This is a genomic window from Deinococcus sp. QL22, assembly GCF_023370075.1.
In the GTDB taxonomy this organism is placed as follows: Bacteria; Deinococcota; Deinococci; order Deinococcales; family Deinococcaceae; genus Deinococcus.
This window is the reverse complement of record NZ_CP097149.1, coordinates 729,316-744,686: the sequence shown is the minus strand read 5'-3', so window position 1 is coordinate 744,686 and position 15,371 is coordinate 729,316. Positions and strand designations below refer to the sequence as shown.

General features: G+C 62.0%; 15 protein-coding genes. 3 read left to right on the top strand and 12 right to left on the bottom strand.

Translation table 11 applies throughout. The annotated features are described in order from the left end of the window. Window positions 1–29: 29 nt before the first annotated feature. From M1R55_RS03555 to M1R55_RS03520, 8 genes are all read right to left on the bottom strand, one after another. On the bottom strand, window positions 30–632 hold the full coding sequence (locus M1R55_RS03555; protein ID WP_371827176.1) for an aminodeoxychorismate/anthranilate synthase component II: 603 nt from the start codon (window positions 630–632) through the stop codon (window positions 30–32). A gap of 142 nt (window positions 633–774) precedes the next feature. Continuing rightward, complete coding sequence (gene trpE, locus M1R55_RS03550) at window positions 775–2,208, bottom strand: anthranilate synthase component I (RefSeq protein ID WP_249393353.1); 1,434 nt, start codon at window positions 2,206–2,208, stop codon at window positions 775–777. Between the two features lie 204 nt (window positions 2,209–2,412). Beyond that, window positions 2,413–2,691: a hypothetical protein gene (locus M1R55_RS03545; RefSeq protein ID WP_249393352.1), complete on the bottom strand. Its 279-nt coding sequence runs from the start codon at window positions 2,689–2,691 to the stop codon at window positions 2,413–2,415. Then, a complete protein-coding gene (locus tag M1R55_RS03540) occupies window positions 2,678–4,663 on the bottom strand; it encodes a 1,4-alpha-glucan branching enzyme (RefSeq protein WP_249393351.1) in 1,986 nt (661 codons plus the stop codon). The genes M1R55_RS03545 and M1R55_RS03540 overlap by 14 nt, the downstream gene beginning before the upstream one ends. A gap of 70 nt (window positions 4,664–4,733) precedes the next feature. After that, complete coding sequence (gene hisH, locus M1R55_RS03535; protein ID WP_249393350.1) at window positions 4,734–5,387, bottom strand: imidazole glycerol phosphate synthase subunit HisH; 654 nt, start codon at window positions 5,385–5,387, stop codon at window positions 4,734–4,736. Continuing rightward, window positions 5,384–6,010 (bottom strand): imidazoleglycerol-phosphate dehydratase HisB, encoded by a 627-nt coding sequence (gene hisB / locus M1R55_RS03530; protein ID WP_249393349.1) that lies wholly within the window; start codon window positions 6,008–6,010, stop codon window positions 5,384–5,386. Before hisB ends, hisH begins: the two co-directional genes overlap by 4 nt. A gap of 138 nt (window positions 6,011–6,148) precedes the next feature. Beyond that, window positions 6,149–6,607: a TetR/AcrR family transcriptional regulator gene (locus tag M1R55_RS03525; protein ID WP_249393348.1), complete on the bottom strand. Its 459-nt coding sequence runs from the start codon at window positions 6,605–6,607 to the stop codon at window positions 6,149–6,151. 657 nt (window positions 6,608–7,264) lie between these two features. After that, a complete protein-coding gene (locus M1R55_RS03520; RefSeq protein ID WP_249393347.1) occupies window positions 7,265–7,519 on the bottom strand; it encodes a hypothetical protein in 255 nt (84 codons plus the stop codon). Here M1R55_RS03520 and M1R55_RS03515 point away from each other — a divergent pair. Both M1R55_RS03515 and ddrA read left to right on the top strand, forming a co-directional pair. Continuing rightward, entirely contained in the window at window positions 7,513–9,096 is a 1,584-nt protein-coding gene (locus M1R55_RS03515) for a S8 family peptidase (RefSeq protein ID WP_249393346.1), read from the top strand. The two genes, M1R55_RS03520 and M1R55_RS03515, sit on opposite strands and share 7 nt — an antisense overlap. A gap of 167 nt (window positions 9,097–9,263) precedes the next feature. Continuing rightward, window positions 9,264–9,863 carry a single-stranded DNA-binding protein DdrA gene (ddrA, locus tag M1R55_RS03510; RefSeq protein WP_249393345.1) on the top strand — a complete coding sequence of 200 codons (600 nt, stop codon included), beginning with the start codon at window positions 9,264–9,266 and terminating at the stop codon, window positions 9,861–9,863. A gap of 249 nt (window positions 9,864–10,112) precedes the next feature. On the opposite strand, the gene M1R55_RS03505 is transcribed toward ddrA, so the two are convergent. Then, window positions 10,113–10,664 (bottom strand): PadR family transcriptional regulator, encoded by a 552-nt coding sequence (locus tag M1R55_RS03505; protein WP_249393344.1) that lies wholly within the window; start codon window positions 10,662–10,664, stop codon window positions 10,113–10,115. 82 nt (window positions 10,665–10,746) lie between these two features. Here M1R55_RS03505 and M1R55_RS03500 point away from each other — a divergent pair, with 82 nt between their 5' ends. Beyond that, window positions 10,747–11,214 carry a DUF4188 domain-containing protein gene (locus tag M1R55_RS03500; RefSeq protein ID WP_249393343.1) on the top strand — a complete coding sequence of 156 codons (468 nt, stop codon included), beginning with the start codon at window positions 10,747–10,749 and terminating at the stop codon, window positions 11,212–11,214. Window positions 11,215–11,460: 246 nt separating this feature from the next. On the opposite strand, the gene hrpB is transcribed toward M1R55_RS03500, so the two are convergent. From hrpB to M1R55_RS03485, 3 genes are read right to left on the bottom strand one after another with little or no spacing between them, the layout of a single operon-like run. After that, window positions 11,461–13,977, bottom strand: coding sequence for an ATP-dependent helicase HrpB (gene hrpB, locus M1R55_RS03495; RefSeq protein WP_249393342.1), 2,517 nt, complete (start codon window positions 13,975–13,977; stop codon window positions 11,461–11,463). 13 nt (window positions 13,978–13,990) lie between these two features. Continuing rightward, window positions 13,991–14,650 carry an HAD family hydrolase gene (locus M1R55_RS03490; protein WP_249393341.1) on the bottom strand — a complete coding sequence of 220 codons (660 nt, stop codon included), beginning with the start codon at window positions 14,648–14,650 and terminating at the stop codon, window positions 13,991–13,993. Further along, a complete protein-coding gene (locus M1R55_RS03485; RefSeq protein ID WP_249393340.1) occupies window positions 14,647–15,330 on the bottom strand; it encodes an SDR family oxidoreductase in 684 nt (227 codons plus the stop codon). Before M1R55_RS03485 ends, M1R55_RS03490 begins: the two co-directional genes overlap by 4 nt. Window positions 15,331–15,371: the final 41 nt, after the last annotated feature.

Sequence of the window (15,371 nt, the reverse complement as noted above, 5' to 3'; positions counted from 1 at the left end):
GGGGATGCAGGCTCCCCTGAAATCCGAGATCATGCCCCCACCTTAGCCGCTCGGTGTTCCCGCACCACATCCAAAAAGTTACCCAGCATCGCCATGCCGCCTTCCGTAGCAATGCTTTCGGGGTGGAATTGCACGCCGTACACCGGATAATCGCGGTGACGCAGCGCCATCACGATCTGCTCCTCAGGGTCTTCTGTCCACGCCGTCGCTACCAATTCGGGCGGCAAATCGCGCACCACCAGCGAGTGATACCGGGTCACGGTCACGCCGTTTTCCAGCCCCGCGAACAGGCCCGAACCGTCATGCTGCACGGGGCTGGTTTTGCCATGCACAGGCAAGATGGCCCGCCCCACCGTCGCCCCAAACGCCTCGCCAATGCTCTGATGACCCAGGCACACGCCCAGCATCGGCACGCTTGGCCCCAACTCGCGGATCACGTTCACGCTCAGACCTGCTTCCAGCGGCGTACATGGCCCCGGCGACACCACGATGGCATCCGGATTCAGAGAGCGCACCTGCTCCAGCGTAAATTCATCGTTGCGCCACACGGTCAGGTGGCAGCCCAGTTCTCCAAAATACTGCACGAGGTTATAGGTAAAAGAATCGTAGTTGTCGATCAGCAGGACACGGATGGCGGGGAGAGAAGAAGTCACAGTGGGGTCTCCTGAGAGGGAAGGCTAGAGGAGTAAAGCGTGATGCAGAAGCGGTCTAAGCCTGTGGGCGACGAGACTTGTGGGCGCTGAGGTCAATTACAAACGGTCAGGGGCAACCCATTCACAGCCCCCCCGCCGCCATCTCCACCGCCCGCATCAGCGCCGCCGCTTTACTGCGCGTTTCCTGCTCCTCGCTGGCGGGGTCGCTGTCGGCCACGATTCCGGCTCCGGCCTGAATATGCACTTTGCCACCCGCAATGACCATCGTCCGGAGAGTCAGGGCCATATCCAAACTACCGTCGAAGGCGATGTAGCCGAAGCTGCCGCCATAAGGCCCACGTCGGGTCGGTTCGAGTTCGTCGATGATCTGCATGGCCCGGATTTTGGGTGCGCCCGACACCGTACCCATCGGCAGCACGCTGGCAAGGGCATTCAGCGGCGTCTGGCCCTCGCGCAACTGGCCCGTCACCGTAGACACGATGTGCATCACGTGGCTGTATTTCTCGATAGAAAAGGCGTCCTGCACGCGCACCGTGCCGTAGTTGCTGACCCGGCCTATGTCGTTGCGGCCCAAGTCCACCAGCATCAGATGTTCGGCGCGTTCCTTCTCGTCGGCCAACAGCTCGTCGGCCAGTGCGGCGTCTTGCTCGTCGGTTTGGCCGCGGACTCGCGTGCCCGCAATGGGCCGGGTGATGATGGTCTGGCCGTCACTTCTGAGCAGGCTTTCGGGGCTGCTGGCAACGAGCGTCACGTCTCCCAGTGCCAGATAACCCAGATAGGGGCTGGGATTCACGCGGCGCAGGGCACGGTACAGCGCGAATGGATGCACCGTCAGGTCGGCGCTAAACCGCTGCGAGGGCACCACCTGAAAGATGTCTCCGGCCCGGATGTATTCCAACGCCTGCTCCACGGCGTCCATGTAGCCCTGCGGCGTGAAGTTGCTGGAAAATTGCGGCGCTTGGGTAGGTTCGGTGCCGGGAATTTCTGCGGGCATGGGGCCGCGCAACTTGACCGAAAGGGCGTCGGCCTGCGCTTCGGCGTCCTCCTGAGCCTCAGCAGTCGCCACCGCCAACAACCGGTGGCGCAAGTGGTCATAAATCACCATGCCGCGTGGCGCGATAAACAGGGCGTCGGGCACGTGGAGTTCGTCGGGGTTGGTGTCGGGCAGGCGTTCGTAGGCGCGAACAATGTCGTAGGACGCGTAGCCCACCGCGCCGCCGATCAGGGCGGGCAGTCCAGCGGGAATTGCTACAGGCCGGGTCACCGAGTTGTACAGGCGGGCCAGTGGGTCGGCCTCCGCGCCCTCGTAGTCGCCAAATGCGCCCGTACTCTTCACCTGTCCGGCATGGTATTCAAAGCGCCCGCTTTCGCCCACGCCAATAAAGGAGTAGCGGCCCAATTTCTCGCCCGCCTCCACACTTTCCAGCAAAAAGCTGACGCGTTCGCCCTGCGCCACCTTCAGGTACGCGGTCACGGGGGTGTCCAAATCGGCATTCAGTTCGCGCACGGCCACGTTCAGGGCGGTGCGTGGGGCAGAGACGGAAGGTGCAGTCATAGGGCTCCTTGGGATTGAGATCGGGAATCAAAAGAAAACGCGCCCAGTGGATTGATCTCCACTTGGGCGCGTTGCAGTCGGCAAAAAAGGACAGCGCAGCTTAAGCCCAAGCAGAGCTGGGCCACCACCACGCACCGGTTACGGTCATAGGGGCATAGTAGCGCGGCGGGGGCCAGCACGGGAAGGCGTGTTTAGGCACGTTGTTTAGCCCCCCGGCTGATTCGACGCCACATAAAACAGCAGCCCGATCAGGATAACGTCGAAAGCCCAGCTTGCCGGGCGGCGCAGATTCGGGTCACGGCGCGAGCGGAGGAACTGCACGCCCAAGCGTCCGATCAGCAGCACGATCACCAGATAAGGACTGGGCGTGGGGCCACCCAACAGCGGCAGCAGCAGCGCCACCGCCACCAGCCCCAGCAGCACGAAACTGGCGACGGTCAGGGCGTCGGGGCTAGCTTTGCGGGGCGGCTCAGACGGGTTCAATGGACGTGACCTGCAAGGATTTGGGCAGCATGGCTTCTATTTCTACGGCCTTCTTCGGCGCGGCTTTGGTGGTCGGGACGGCAGCGGCTTTGGCGTCTTCATCTTGCACCAGTTCCAGCACCAGCACGCTCGTGGGCGGCAGGCTCAGGCGCAGATGGTGGCTCTGGCCGTTCCAGCCCTCGGCTTTGGCGGTCAGGTCGGGTTGCTGGGTGCCAAAGCCGCCGTATTCGCCGTCGTCGGTGCTCAACAACACGCGGTAGTCTCCAGCTTCGGGCACGCCCACCGGGTACAGGTCGCGGTACACGGGCGTCATGTTCGCCACCACCAGCGACCAGGCCCCGCTGCCCGGATCACGGCGGATATACGCGTACACGCTGTTTTCCACGTCATCGGCGCTGATCCACTGCAACCCCTCGTCCAGCGTATCGCCTGCGTGCCAGTCGGCGCGGCCCACATAAAGGGCGTTCAGGCGGCGCACCAGATTCATGATGCCCCGGTGGTCGGGCACGTCGGCCAGATGCCACGGCAGGCCCGCGTCGTGGTTCCATTCGGTGGGCTGGGCAAATTCCTGTCCCATAAACAGCAGTTTTTTGCCCGGAGTCGTCCACATCATCGCCAGGAAGGCGCGGTAGTTGGCCCGCTGCATGTACCAGTCACCGGGCATTTTCGCCACCAGCGACTTCTTCAGGTGCACCACTTCGTCGTGACTGATCGCCAGCACATAGTTTTCACTGGTGCGGTAGGCATTGAAAAAGGTCAGGGCGTGGTGGTGGTACTTGCGCCACAGGGGGTCTTCTTCAAAGTAACGCAGCGTGTCGTTCATCCAGCCCATCGCCCACTTGTAATCGAAGCCCAGTCCGTGCGGAGAAGGCGTGGTGACGCCCGGAAAGCTGGTGCTTTCTTCGGCAATGATCATGCAACCGGGGGCCAAGTGGTGCGTCACTTCGTTCAGGCGCTTCAGGAAGGCAATCGCTTCCAGATTCTCGCGGCCCCCATGAATGTTGGGAATCCATTCTGTACGCGAAAAGTCCAGATACAGCATAGAAGCCACCGCATCTACCCGCAGGCCGTCCACATGGAAGTCTTGCAGCCATTTCAGGGCGCTGCCGACCAGAAACATCACGACTTCGTTGCGCCCATAATCGAAGATCAGGGTGTTCCAGTCGTTGTGGTAGCCCTTGCGTGGGTCGGCGTATTCGAACAGCGGCCCACCGTCAAAGTTGGCGAGGCCTGCCACATCGGTGGGAAAATGGCCCGGAACCCAATCCAGAATCACGCCGATGTTCAGCCCGTGCAGGTGATCCACGAGGTATTTGAAATCTTCGGGGCTGCCCATTCGGCTGGTCGGCGCGTAGTAGCCCGTGACCTGATAGCCCCACGAGCCATCGAACGGGTGCTCCATGACGCCCAACAATTCCACGTGCGTATAGCCCATATAGCTGGCATATTCGCCGAGGCGGTGGGCAAAATCGCGGTAATTTAGGAACCAGCCGTCGTCGCGCTTGGCCCACGAGGGCGCGTGAACCTCGTACACGCTCACTGGGCGGTCAAAGTTCTGGGTGCGGGCCTGCATCCATGCACCGTCCTGCCAGTCGTAAGGCTGATCCCAAACAATCGAGCTGGTGCTGGGGCGCACTTCGAAAAACGTGCCGTAGGGATCCATCTTGTCTTCGGTCAGGCCGCTGGCCCCAGTCACCCGGTACTTGTAGCGTTGGCCGTGCAGGGCAGCCGGCACAAACGCACTCCAGAAGCCGAAATCGAGGCGCTGCATGGCGTTGTCGAAGCCGTTCCAGCCGTTGAAATCCCCCACCATACTCACATGCTGGGCGTTGGGTGCCCACACGCCGAAGCGCACGCCCGCCACGCCGTTTTCCGTGACCTGATGTGCCCCCAACATCTGGTCGGGGCGCACCAGATCGGAGGTCACCAACTTCTGAAGATGCTCATGGTCTAGCGGCAGGGTTTGGCTCATGAGGGGAGTTTAGCGGGAAGCAGTTCACCCAGAAGACGCGGCGTGCATACGTCCGGCAGATATGAAGACTTTATGGAGAAGAAACTGACCCGGAGCCTTCCAAGACATTGCGCCGGAAGCGTTCCAGAATCGCCAATCCCACCGCGCCGCTTTTTTCCGGGTGAAACTGCGTGGCGTGCAGGTTGTCCACGCTGAAGGCCGCCCAAAACGGGACGCCGTAGTCGGTCAGTGCCCCGTGATCTACGGCTACAGTGGCGGGCACGTAATAGCTGTGCACAAAGTAGGCGTGCGCCGGAGCAGGCAAACCGCGCAGCAGGGCGCTGTCACCCACGCTCTGCATCGAGTTCCAACCCATCTGCGGCACTTTGCGCTCTGACACGGCCTCAAATTTGCGGACTGTGCCGGGAATCAGGTTCAGGCCCGCCACCCCCGGCGCTTCCTCGGAATCGGTGAGGAGCATTTGCATGCCCACGCAGATGCCCAGAATGGGTGTGCCCGCGTGCGCGGCGGCCATCACGGGGGCGTGGAATCCGCTGCTCTCGAAGGCGTCCATCACCTGCCGGAAGTGGCCCTGACCCGGCACCACCAACGCCCGCGCTCCCGGCACATCGGCGGGATCGGCGCTGACCTTCACGCTCATTCCGGCCCGCGCCAGAGCTTTGGCAGCGCTGCGGACATTGCCCGCGCCGTAGTCGAGGAGAAGGACTTCTGGTTGGTCATTCATAACGATCCTTTCGTACTTGCCATCCCATCCGACGTGACCTGTACCGCGTCGCGCAGGGCACGGGCAAACGCCTTCATAATCGCCTCTATGACGTGGTGCGCCTCGCGGCCTGCCAGCACGCGCACATGCAGGTTGGCCCCGGCGTGGTTGCAAAATCCCCGCAAAAATTCACGCAAATGGTAGTGGGTCATGCCGCCCGCCGTGCCCCACACGTCCAGCGTTTCGGGTTCGAAGGCGAGGTGGGCGCGGCCTGACAAGTCCAGCACCACATGGGCCAGCGTTTCATCCATCGGCACGAAGGCGCTGCCGTAGCGTTCGATGCCCCTGCGGTCTCCGAGTGCCTGCGCCAACGCCTGCCCCAGCGTAATTCCGGTGTCCTCGATCAGGTGGTGAGGCTCTATGTGCAGGTCGCCCGCTGCCTGAATGCTGAGGCCGATGCGGGAATGCCGGGCCAGAGCATCCAGCATATGGTCAAAAAACCCGTGACCGGTGGCGGGCGGCTGATATAGCACACTGTTCAAGTCAAGGTTCACGGTGATGTCGGTTTCGCTGGTGCGGCGGTTGACGTGGCTGCTGCGGCCAGACGTGGGAGTAGTGGAATTGGGGGTGGCCGGGTGGCTCATGCCTCTATGCTACGGCGGAACGGGAAGCGCGTGCGGGCCGCAACATGGACAGCCTGAGCTTGGGCCGCTCCACATGAAATCAGCCAAACTGCCCGTAAAGGCAATCTGGCTGAATCAGTTTGGGTCTAGAACCTCAGATTAGATCAGTTCGCGCAGGCCACTTTCTTTAAAAATCGTGCTGCCGATCAGGGCGGCGCAGGCGGGCCAGTTGCCGTCGTCGGGGGCGGGCTGCCCGGTCAGGCGCGATTCCAGAATTTGCACGAGGCGGGCCGCTTCCTGGCGCTCGTCCTCGCTGGCGTCGGCCAACACGTGGGCGTGACGCAATACCAGTGCGGCTTCCTGGGTGTTGTCGCGGTTTTCAATAACTTCTTTAAGCAGGGCTATGTAAAGCGCGGCAGCATTATCAAAGTAGAGGTAAACGGTGCCCTTGCTCAGCCCTGCTTCGCGTGCGGCGGCGTTAACACTCCAGCCCTCCGCATGGTGCAACGAGGCGAGGGTGGCATCGAGAAGGCGGGTGCGCATAGCAGCTTTGGCCTGCGGCGAACGGGCGCGGGTGCGTTTGGAGCGTTCTTCTGTCATGACATCGGATATTTTCATATTAGACCGCCTTTCTGCTGAACACAGTTTCATTTTTCAGCTGAGCAATGGGAGACTTAACTCTATCAATGGATTCTGCACCTTGCGATCGTCAATAGCTGTCCGTGGAGGTGAATTCCACTTTAGATCACCACTTCATCATTAGTAAGAAAGTTCACACAGTCAGAGATCAGGCTGGTCAGGTTGCAAAAGTATAGAGCGTCTGATGAACTTTGCGTCAGCTAAAACCTTACACCGTACCATTAGAGCGATTAATGCTGAAAATGACTGGCATGTACTTACTTTTCAAAGTTAGAAGCGTGAAGCTAACCTACATCAAGCAGGTGGTAGACCGTTCATGAAGCATCCATTCGAAGCGCAACAATTATAACTGGCCTCTCTAATCTTGACGTCTTTATGAAGCTATGTGAGTGAAATACCCCACATAGGTAGTTATACTCAACTGGGTCAATTGGTAGAGCTTTGGCAAAGAAATTCCCTATGATCCCTGAACTGTATCGATTTAATTTGTATGTGTTGCTACAACAAATCAAACTATCTAGTCGTCTCTCTAAGAAACTTCGGGTAGTGCAAAAGCCTACAACTGCGCCAGCTATACAGGAAATTGTTCACACCATAAAAATTAGAACCGCAATCTTATTTTTCGAATTTTCTACATCACAGCCCTATCACAACCTTTCTTGCCCGATGCTCATCTAATTTTTCCAGAGCCAATATATCTATTATTTCCTTGTAGATGATTTCCATTTTCTCAAATTGTGTCTCATATGAAACGTGTTGGGTTACATCTGATAAGTTGCCTAGTTGTTTGTAACAATTGGCCGATTCTAAACGTGCTAGACCTCCCACGTCGGCATAATTCAACGGTTCCACACGCATTCCATCTACCTTTTGGAGGTTTTGTGATGGCACGTCTTACCCCTATTGCTGCAAGCTGCACCCTCGCCCTGACATTGCTCCTTGCCTCCTGCGGCTCCCAGCCCACCGAAACTGCACTTGCCGCACCCGATGCAGCGCAGGCTGCCAGCCCTGACCGTGCCATCCGTACAGAAGCGCCATTGCTGGGAACCTCCAACCCAGACGCCATTCCGGGCCAGTACATCGTGGTCATGAGTGAGGGCAGTGTCAGTGGTCTGAGTGCCCAGGGTCTGAGCGCACAGAACGCCGGAAGCCTGATTCAGTCTTTGTCCCTCGATCCGCAGGGCGTGACGGTGCAGCAGGTGTATACGCAGGCCATCGAGGGCTTCGCGGGCAAGCTGAGCGCCCAGAACCTCCAGACCTTGCGGGCCGATCCACGGGTGAAATACATAGAACAAGACGGCGTGATGCGGGCCAACGCCACCCAGACGGGCGCGACGTGGGGCCTTGACCGCATAGACCAGCGCGACCTGCCCCTGAACGGCAGCTACAGCTACACCCCCACAGGTAGCGGTGTCACGGCGTACATCATCGATACGGGCATCAACACCGGGCATACCAACTTTGGCGGACGGGCGGTGTGGGGAACCAACACCACAGGCGACGGCAACAACTCGGATTGTCAGGGGCACGGCACACACGTGGCCGGAACGGTAGGCAGCGCGACCTGGGGGGTTGCCAAAGCCGTGAAACTCGTGGCCGTGAAGGTGCTGGACTGCGCCGGGAGCGGCAGCAATTCGGGCGTCATTGCAGGCATCAACTGGGCGGTAGCCAACAAGACTGGCCCAGCCGTAGCCAACATGAGCCTCGGCGGGGGCGCGAGCCAGGCCGTAGACGACGCTGTGAACTCGGCTTCTAGCCGGAATCTGGTGATGGTGGTGGCTGCCGGAAACGAGAACCAGAACGCCTGCAACGTCAGCCCTGCACGCGCCGCCAGCGCCATCACGGTGGGTTCCACCACCCGCACCGACGCCCGCAGTTCGTTCAGCAACTTCGGCACCTGCGTCGATATTTTTGCGCCCGGCAGCGACATTACCAGCACCTGGATCGGCAGCACCACCGCCACCAACACCATCAGCGGCACCAGCATGGCCAGCCCCCATGTGGCCGGAGCGGTGGCCCTGCTCCTGCAAGGCACACCCAGCGGCACCAGCAGCGCCATCACCTCCAGCCTGATCAGCGCCAGCACGCCCAACAAGGTCACGGGTGCGGGCACGGGCAGCCCCAACCGCCTGCTGTTTACGGGAACAGGCGGCACCACGCCTCCGCCCACCGGTACGACCACCACCTACACGGGCAGCGTCAGCAGCCGCACCAGCAGCTACAAACCTGGCACAGGCGGCTTCAGCTACGCGGGCGGTACCCTCAAGGGCAACCTGAGCGCAGCCAGCGGCACCGATTTCGACCTGTATCTGCAAAAATTTAACGGCAGCGCGTGGGCCGATGTGGCCAGCAGCGAGGGCAGCAGCAGCACGGAAGCTATCACCTATGCGGCGGGCAGCGGCACCTACCGCTGGGAAGTGTATGCCTACGGCGGCAGCGGCAATTACACGCTGGTCGAAACCAAGTAATCTTTAAGCAATTGGGGGCGGGATTCGGCGTGTGGGTGCGCCTGAATCTCGCCTCTGACCTGCTGCTTTAGCGGCCTTGCGAACGTGAAGGCTGGATGTGCAGAATTGGAACTCTGGTAAGCCTATTCTGTCTTGACCGTAATCGTATTCTGTTATAGACTAAATGCATGAAGCTGAGCGATGTTCAGAAACGACTCCAAGCCCCGTTTCCCGCTCATGTGGTGGCGTGGAAACCTCAGGCCTTTACCAAAGACCGCAGCCGCGCCCTGATGCTCGCCCACGTGGACGCCCGCGCCGTACAAGACCGCCTCGACGCCATCTGCCCCGATGGTTGGATGTTTGAAATCGAAGTGATCGCTGGAGCCGCCCGCCCCACCGTGAAGGGCCGCCTGACCGTGCTGGGCGTCATTCGTGAAGATATCGGAGAGGCCCCGGAAGGCGACCTCGGCACGTTGAAGGCCGCCAGTAGCGACGCCCTGAAGCGCTGCGCCGTGCATTTCGGGATTGGCCGTTACCTGTACGACCTGCCCAAAGTCTGGGCCGACTGGAACGACAGCCGCCGCGAACCTGTGACCCCGCCCGAACTGCCCGAATGGGCACGCCCTGACCACGAACGCAGCCCCGGTGGAGCGCATCTGGTTCAGGCGATGGAGCAACTGCGCTACGAGTTGCCCGAAGACCTTGACCTTCAGCGCGAAGTGTACAAGCACCTGAAAGCTGCGCTGGGCAGTATTCACCCCAGCCAGGGCACCGGGCAGGCGGCGTGAGTCCTCCCACGCCCCGCCAGACCGGATTGGTCATGTTGGCCCTCTTTGGTCTGATGTTGCTGGGCGGCGCGATTGCCCGGATGCTGTAAGAGTTAGAACCCCATAGCCCCGCTTGCCGTGTATTCGGTAGGCGGGGTTGTTGCTGGTTTGTGTAGACTATCCAAACGTAGTCATCTGGTGGCCTTAGAGCTTAATTTATCTGTCTAGCACGCCTTTCCTCTGACCAAGATCCCGAATGAGGGCCGATGCTCAAGCCAGCAATTCGGCCCAAAATGCCAAGCTCGCTCGTTCGTAGAGCAGCCCCATCCGCAGCGGCAGGGCTTCAAAGCTGCCCTCGGGCACACACGCCGCCTGATGCTCGTACTCGGCTAAGCGGGCGCGGTGTAAGTCCAACTGCTCCTGCGCCAGTTGCGGCAGGAGGTCTGGCGGCCCCTGCCCCGCAAAAAATAGCTTGAGAAGGCCAGCGTCGCGCAGTTCGGGAAACCCGGCCGGATGCGCCAGCCAGTGCGCGAGCGCCGAACGCCCGGCCAGCGTGATGCTGTAGGTGCGTTTGCGCCGCCCGCCGTCTTCCTGCGTTTCTGCAAGCAGGCCCAATCCCACGAGGCGTTGAGGTTCGGCGTAGAGCTGAGAGCGCGGGAATGTCCAGAAATACCCCACCGATTCGTCGGCCCAGCGCTTGAGATCGTAAGAAGTGCCGGGGCCACACTGACCCAACAGCCCCAGCACGATGTAGGCCGACGGGCCAAGGCTGGCCTGCTCATCGGCAGCCGCAGGAATCGCAACAGGACTTGCATCTGACATAACCAGAGCATACACTCACTTCATACCGTCCAAAATAGACCATTCAGAATGGATGGTGGCTTGCGGCGAAGGAGAAAGCTAAATGAACCCCACAACACGGCTCACGGCAGAACTCGAAGGCGATTTTGTGGTCTTTCTGATCGGCTTCCGCATCAATACTCTGTGGAGGATTTCCGCGTGGTTGCCTGTGTTCCGGGCCATGCCCAAGATGCTCAAGGAATTGGCGGAACATCCAGAAATGGGCCTGTTGGGAGGGCGCTTTGCGGGCCTGACACTCATTCAGTATTGGCGCAGCACCGAACATCTGAACGCTTATGCCCAGTCGCGTCAGAACGAGCATCTCCCGGCTTGGCGGGCCTTCAATCAAAACGCCCGCAGAGCTAAAGGTGCAGTCGGCATCTGGCACGAAACTTACCGTGTGGCAGCGGGCCAATACGAAACGGTGTATGTGGACATGCCCGCGTTCGGACTGGGTCAGGCGGGCAAATTGGTGCCTGCCAGCGGGCGGCGCGAAACGGCAGCCGGGCGTATCAGTCCGCCTGCGGTGTGAGGGGCAATTATCCGAGCAAACCCCCCAGTCTGCTTCGCAGCCAGCCTCCCCTCGAAGGGTGCATTGCATGAGCAACGGGGGGTTCACCTTCCACCGCCACTCCCTTTCCCCACCACAAACAGCGTATGCGCCACCCTCAAGCCATACCGGGAAGTCCAGCTCTCCTCGTGCTGAACGACCAATCCACACGCCGCAAACAGCGCCAGCCACTCCGCCCACGTTAGCTTCCTGCTGTGATTGGCCCCGCTACACGCCCCGTTTTTTGGTGCCCTTCATCGGCGCGTGTGTCCAGGGATCATCGGGCCAGGGGTGCTTGGGATAGCGGCCCCGCAAGTCCTTGCGAACCTCGAAATAGCTGGAATTCCAGAACGAGCGCAAATCCTGCGTGACCTGCACGGGCCGTCCGGCGGGCGACAGCAGATGCAGTAGCACCGGCGTCCGGCCCCCATTCACGGTGGGCGTCTCGGCCAGCCCGAACAATTCCTGCAACTTCACCGCCAGAATGGGCGCGTCGCCGGGGCGGTACTCCAGCCGGATGCGGCTCCCGGTGGGCACGCTCAGGTGCGTGGGGGCCAACTCGTCCAGTTGCGCGGGCAGCGGCCAGGGCAAGAGGGCTTGCAGCGCGGCCAGCAAGTGAATGCGGTTCAAATCCTCGCGGCTGCGGGCGCTCCCTAGCATTGGGCCAAGCCACGTTTCCAGCGTGTCCAGCAGCGCCGTATCCGACAAATCAGGCCAGTCTTCTGCGGGGCGCCAGTGCCGCACCGACTCCACACGGGCGCGGAGTTGCGCGGCTTCCGGCGAGAAATTCAGCAGATGCATTCCCTCGGCGCGGATGGCTCCGGTCAATGCCCCGGCCCGCGCCCCGGCAGGCAAATCGCGCAGGGGTTGGCTGCTTAGGATCAATGCGCCCACCCGCTGCTGCCGCTCGGCCAGCAGCGTGCCCGTGCGGGAATCCCAGCGCACCACATCGGCGGCTTCGGCGCGGGCTTCCAGTGCAGCGCGGTCTAATGGGGCGGCCAGAAAAATCCGGCCCTCGGCGCTGCCAGACGCTTTAGCCGCCGCTCCGGGTGTCGCGTCCAGATGGGCTACCGCCAATGCCAAGGCTCCGGCCAGCGGGTCGCCTTCGGGCAAAGCCGCGCCCTGCCCGCCCGCCAGCAGAAAGCGCCCGCGTCCATCCTCCCGTGCCAGTGCCGCCCGCTCCGGGTAGGCCAGCGCCACCAGTGCGCCCACGTCGTACCCGTCTGGGGGGCTGGAATCGGGCCGCACCTTCAGCAACGTGCGCCACTGTTTCGATAAGCGTTCCACCCGCTCCAGCACAGTTACGTCTGCTGCTGTGCGCTCGCCCCGTCGCCAGGCCCGCAGCGCCGCCACTCTGTCGGTCAGGTCGGCCCCGGAACCGGGCGGCAAGGGATCGCGTTCTTCCAGCAGGGCGGCCACGTCAGCGGCCAGTGCCCCATCTTCGGCTCCATTCAGCAGGTGCGCCAGCCGGGGATGCGTGGGAAAGTCCAGCAGTCTCGCCCCGACTGGTGTGACGCGTCCAGCCCCGTCCAGTGCGTCCAGATCGTGCAGCAGCGTGCGGGCCAGAGCCACACGGGGCGCGGGCGGCACGTCCAGCCAGTGCAGCGCTGTAGGGTCGGGCGTGCCCCACTGCGCCAATTCCAGCGTCAGCGGGGCAAGGTCGGCTTCCAGCACTTCTGGCAGGCTGGCGGTGGGCAACAGGGCGTGGGTGCGCTCGCTCCACAGGCGGTAAGCCACCCCCGGTGCAGTGCGTCCGGCCCGTCCTGCACGCTGCGTGGCGCTGTCCCGCGTGACCCGCCCCGTCACCATCCGCGACAGGCCCGATGCCGGGTCGAAGCGCTGGGTGCGGCTCTGCCCGCCGTCTACGACCACCCGCACGCCGGCGATGGTCAGGCTGGTTTCGGCAATAGAAGTAGCGAGAACCACTTTGCGCCGCCCATTTGGGTCAGGCAAGAGCGCCCGCCGTTGCGCGGCCAAAGGCAAATCTCCGTAGAGGGGCAAGATCGCAATCCCCGAAGTTTCCAGATCGGCCAACTGCCCCGCCGCCCCACGAATCTCGCGCACGCCCGGCAGGAAGGCCAGAATGTCGCCGGGGTCGGTCTCCAGCGCCGAGCGCACGGCCCGCGCCACCGCGTCTTCTACTCGCCCAACCGGGTCGGCATTCAGGTAGCGCACCTCCACCGGGTAAGCCCGCCCCGCGCTCTCGATCAGCGGCGCATTCAGGCGTGAGGGCAGGTCGGCATTTAGTGTGGCACTCATGACCAGCACGCGCAGGTCGTCGCGCAAGGCTCCCTGCACTTCCCGAAGCAGGGCCAGCGCAAGGTCGGCGTTCAGGCTGCGTTCGTGAAACTCGTCCAGAATGACCAGCCCCACGCCCGCCAGTTCAGGGTCGCGCTGCAATCGGCGGGTCAGAATGCCCTCGGTCACGACTTCTATGCGCGTGGCCGCCGACACCCGCGACTCGAAGCGCACGCGGTAGCCCACGCTCTGGCCCACTTCCTCTCCCAACGTTTCGGCCATGCGGGAAGCCACCGCCCGCGCTGCCACCCGCCGAGGCTGAAGCATGACGATGGTTTGACCCGCCAGCCAGGGTTCGTCCAGCAAGGCCAGCGGCAACGCCGTGCTTTTACCCGCGCCGGGCGGGGCCTGCACCACCACCAACGCCGTGTGTTGCAACGCCGCCCGCACTGCCGGAATCACTTCGGCAATCGGCAAGTCGGTGGGAGGCAGGGGAGAAACAGGCATGACGAGGGGCATGCTAGCGCGGGTGGACAGGTAGTCCGTCTAGCCGCAACACATCTCGCAAGTCATTCAGCACGGCGTCTGGCGTTTCACCATTCAGCCCGTGTCCGGTGGGCAAGAAGGCCGCCCGCATTCCGACTTGCTGCGGCCCCCACACGTCATTCTTGGGCGAGTCGCCTACAAACCACGTTTCCGCCGCCGACACGCCCAACAGCTCCAGCGCCAGCGTATAGATGCGCGGGTCAGGTTTGCTCAGCCCCACATCTTTGCTGATCACGACATCATCTACGAGGGGCCAGAGTGCACAGCCTTCCAAACAGGCGGTCTGCACGTCTTTCCAGCCATTGGTGACTACGCCGACTCGGACTCCAGCCGCTCGCAACTCACCAAGCATATCTACCGCGTAGGGCATGAGGGCCGGAGCAGTCAGAAAATGCGCGGTAAAGTCTTGGAGCAAGTGTTCGGTGTCGTGCAGCAAGCCAAATTCCCCGATCAAGGCTGGGAAGACTTCCCGCTTGGGTCGATACCCGAAGTCATCCAACTCGGTAAACCGCTGGGCATATCCGGCAGGCAGACCAAACCGTTCTATATGCCCGCTCAGCCAGCCTTGCACAGTGGCGTTCCGGTCATGCAAGGTGCCGTCCAGATCGAACAAAACGGCGCGTACTGGAATCAACGCGGCCCCGGACGAATGCTGAGGTCGGGCATGGTGGCGTCACGGGGCAAGTTCAATACGGTGCGGATGGCGTCGGCCACTGTTTCGGCCTGTACGAAGGCAGCGGGGTCGTACGTTGTCCCCTCTTGCCCACGCACCTTGCGCTGCATTTCGGTGGCGGTGCGGCCCGGATACAGGCTGGTGACGCGCACGCTGTGAGGGGCTTCCTCGTCGCGCAGGGCGTCGGCCAGGGCTTTCAGGGCGTGCTTGCTGGCGGCGTAACTGGCCCATTCGGCATTGGCCCGCAGGCCCGCGCCGCTGTTCACAAAAACGATGGTTCCGCGCTCTGAGCGCACTTGCGGGAGCAGTAGCCGGGTCAATTCCGCAGGGGCGACCACGTTTACGGCCAGCGTGTGCGTCCAGACCGCGTGATTCTGTTCGGCCGCCGCGCCCAATTCCACCACTCCGGCGTTATGAATCAGGTTGGTCACGCGCCCCAGTCCGGCCACCGCCCCCGCAAATGTGTCGGGCCGAGTCAGGTCGAGAGATAACGTTTGGCCGCCCACTTCGCCGTGCAAAGTTTCCAGCTTGGCCGGGTCGCGGCCTACTAGAATCAGGTCGTGTGCGCCAGCCAGAGCGCGGGCGAGAGCTGCACCGATGCCGCCAGTTGCGCCAGTAATCAGGGTCACGGGGTTGGTCATGGGGAAACGGTAGCGCACCCAGCGTCTAGAGGCACAGCAAA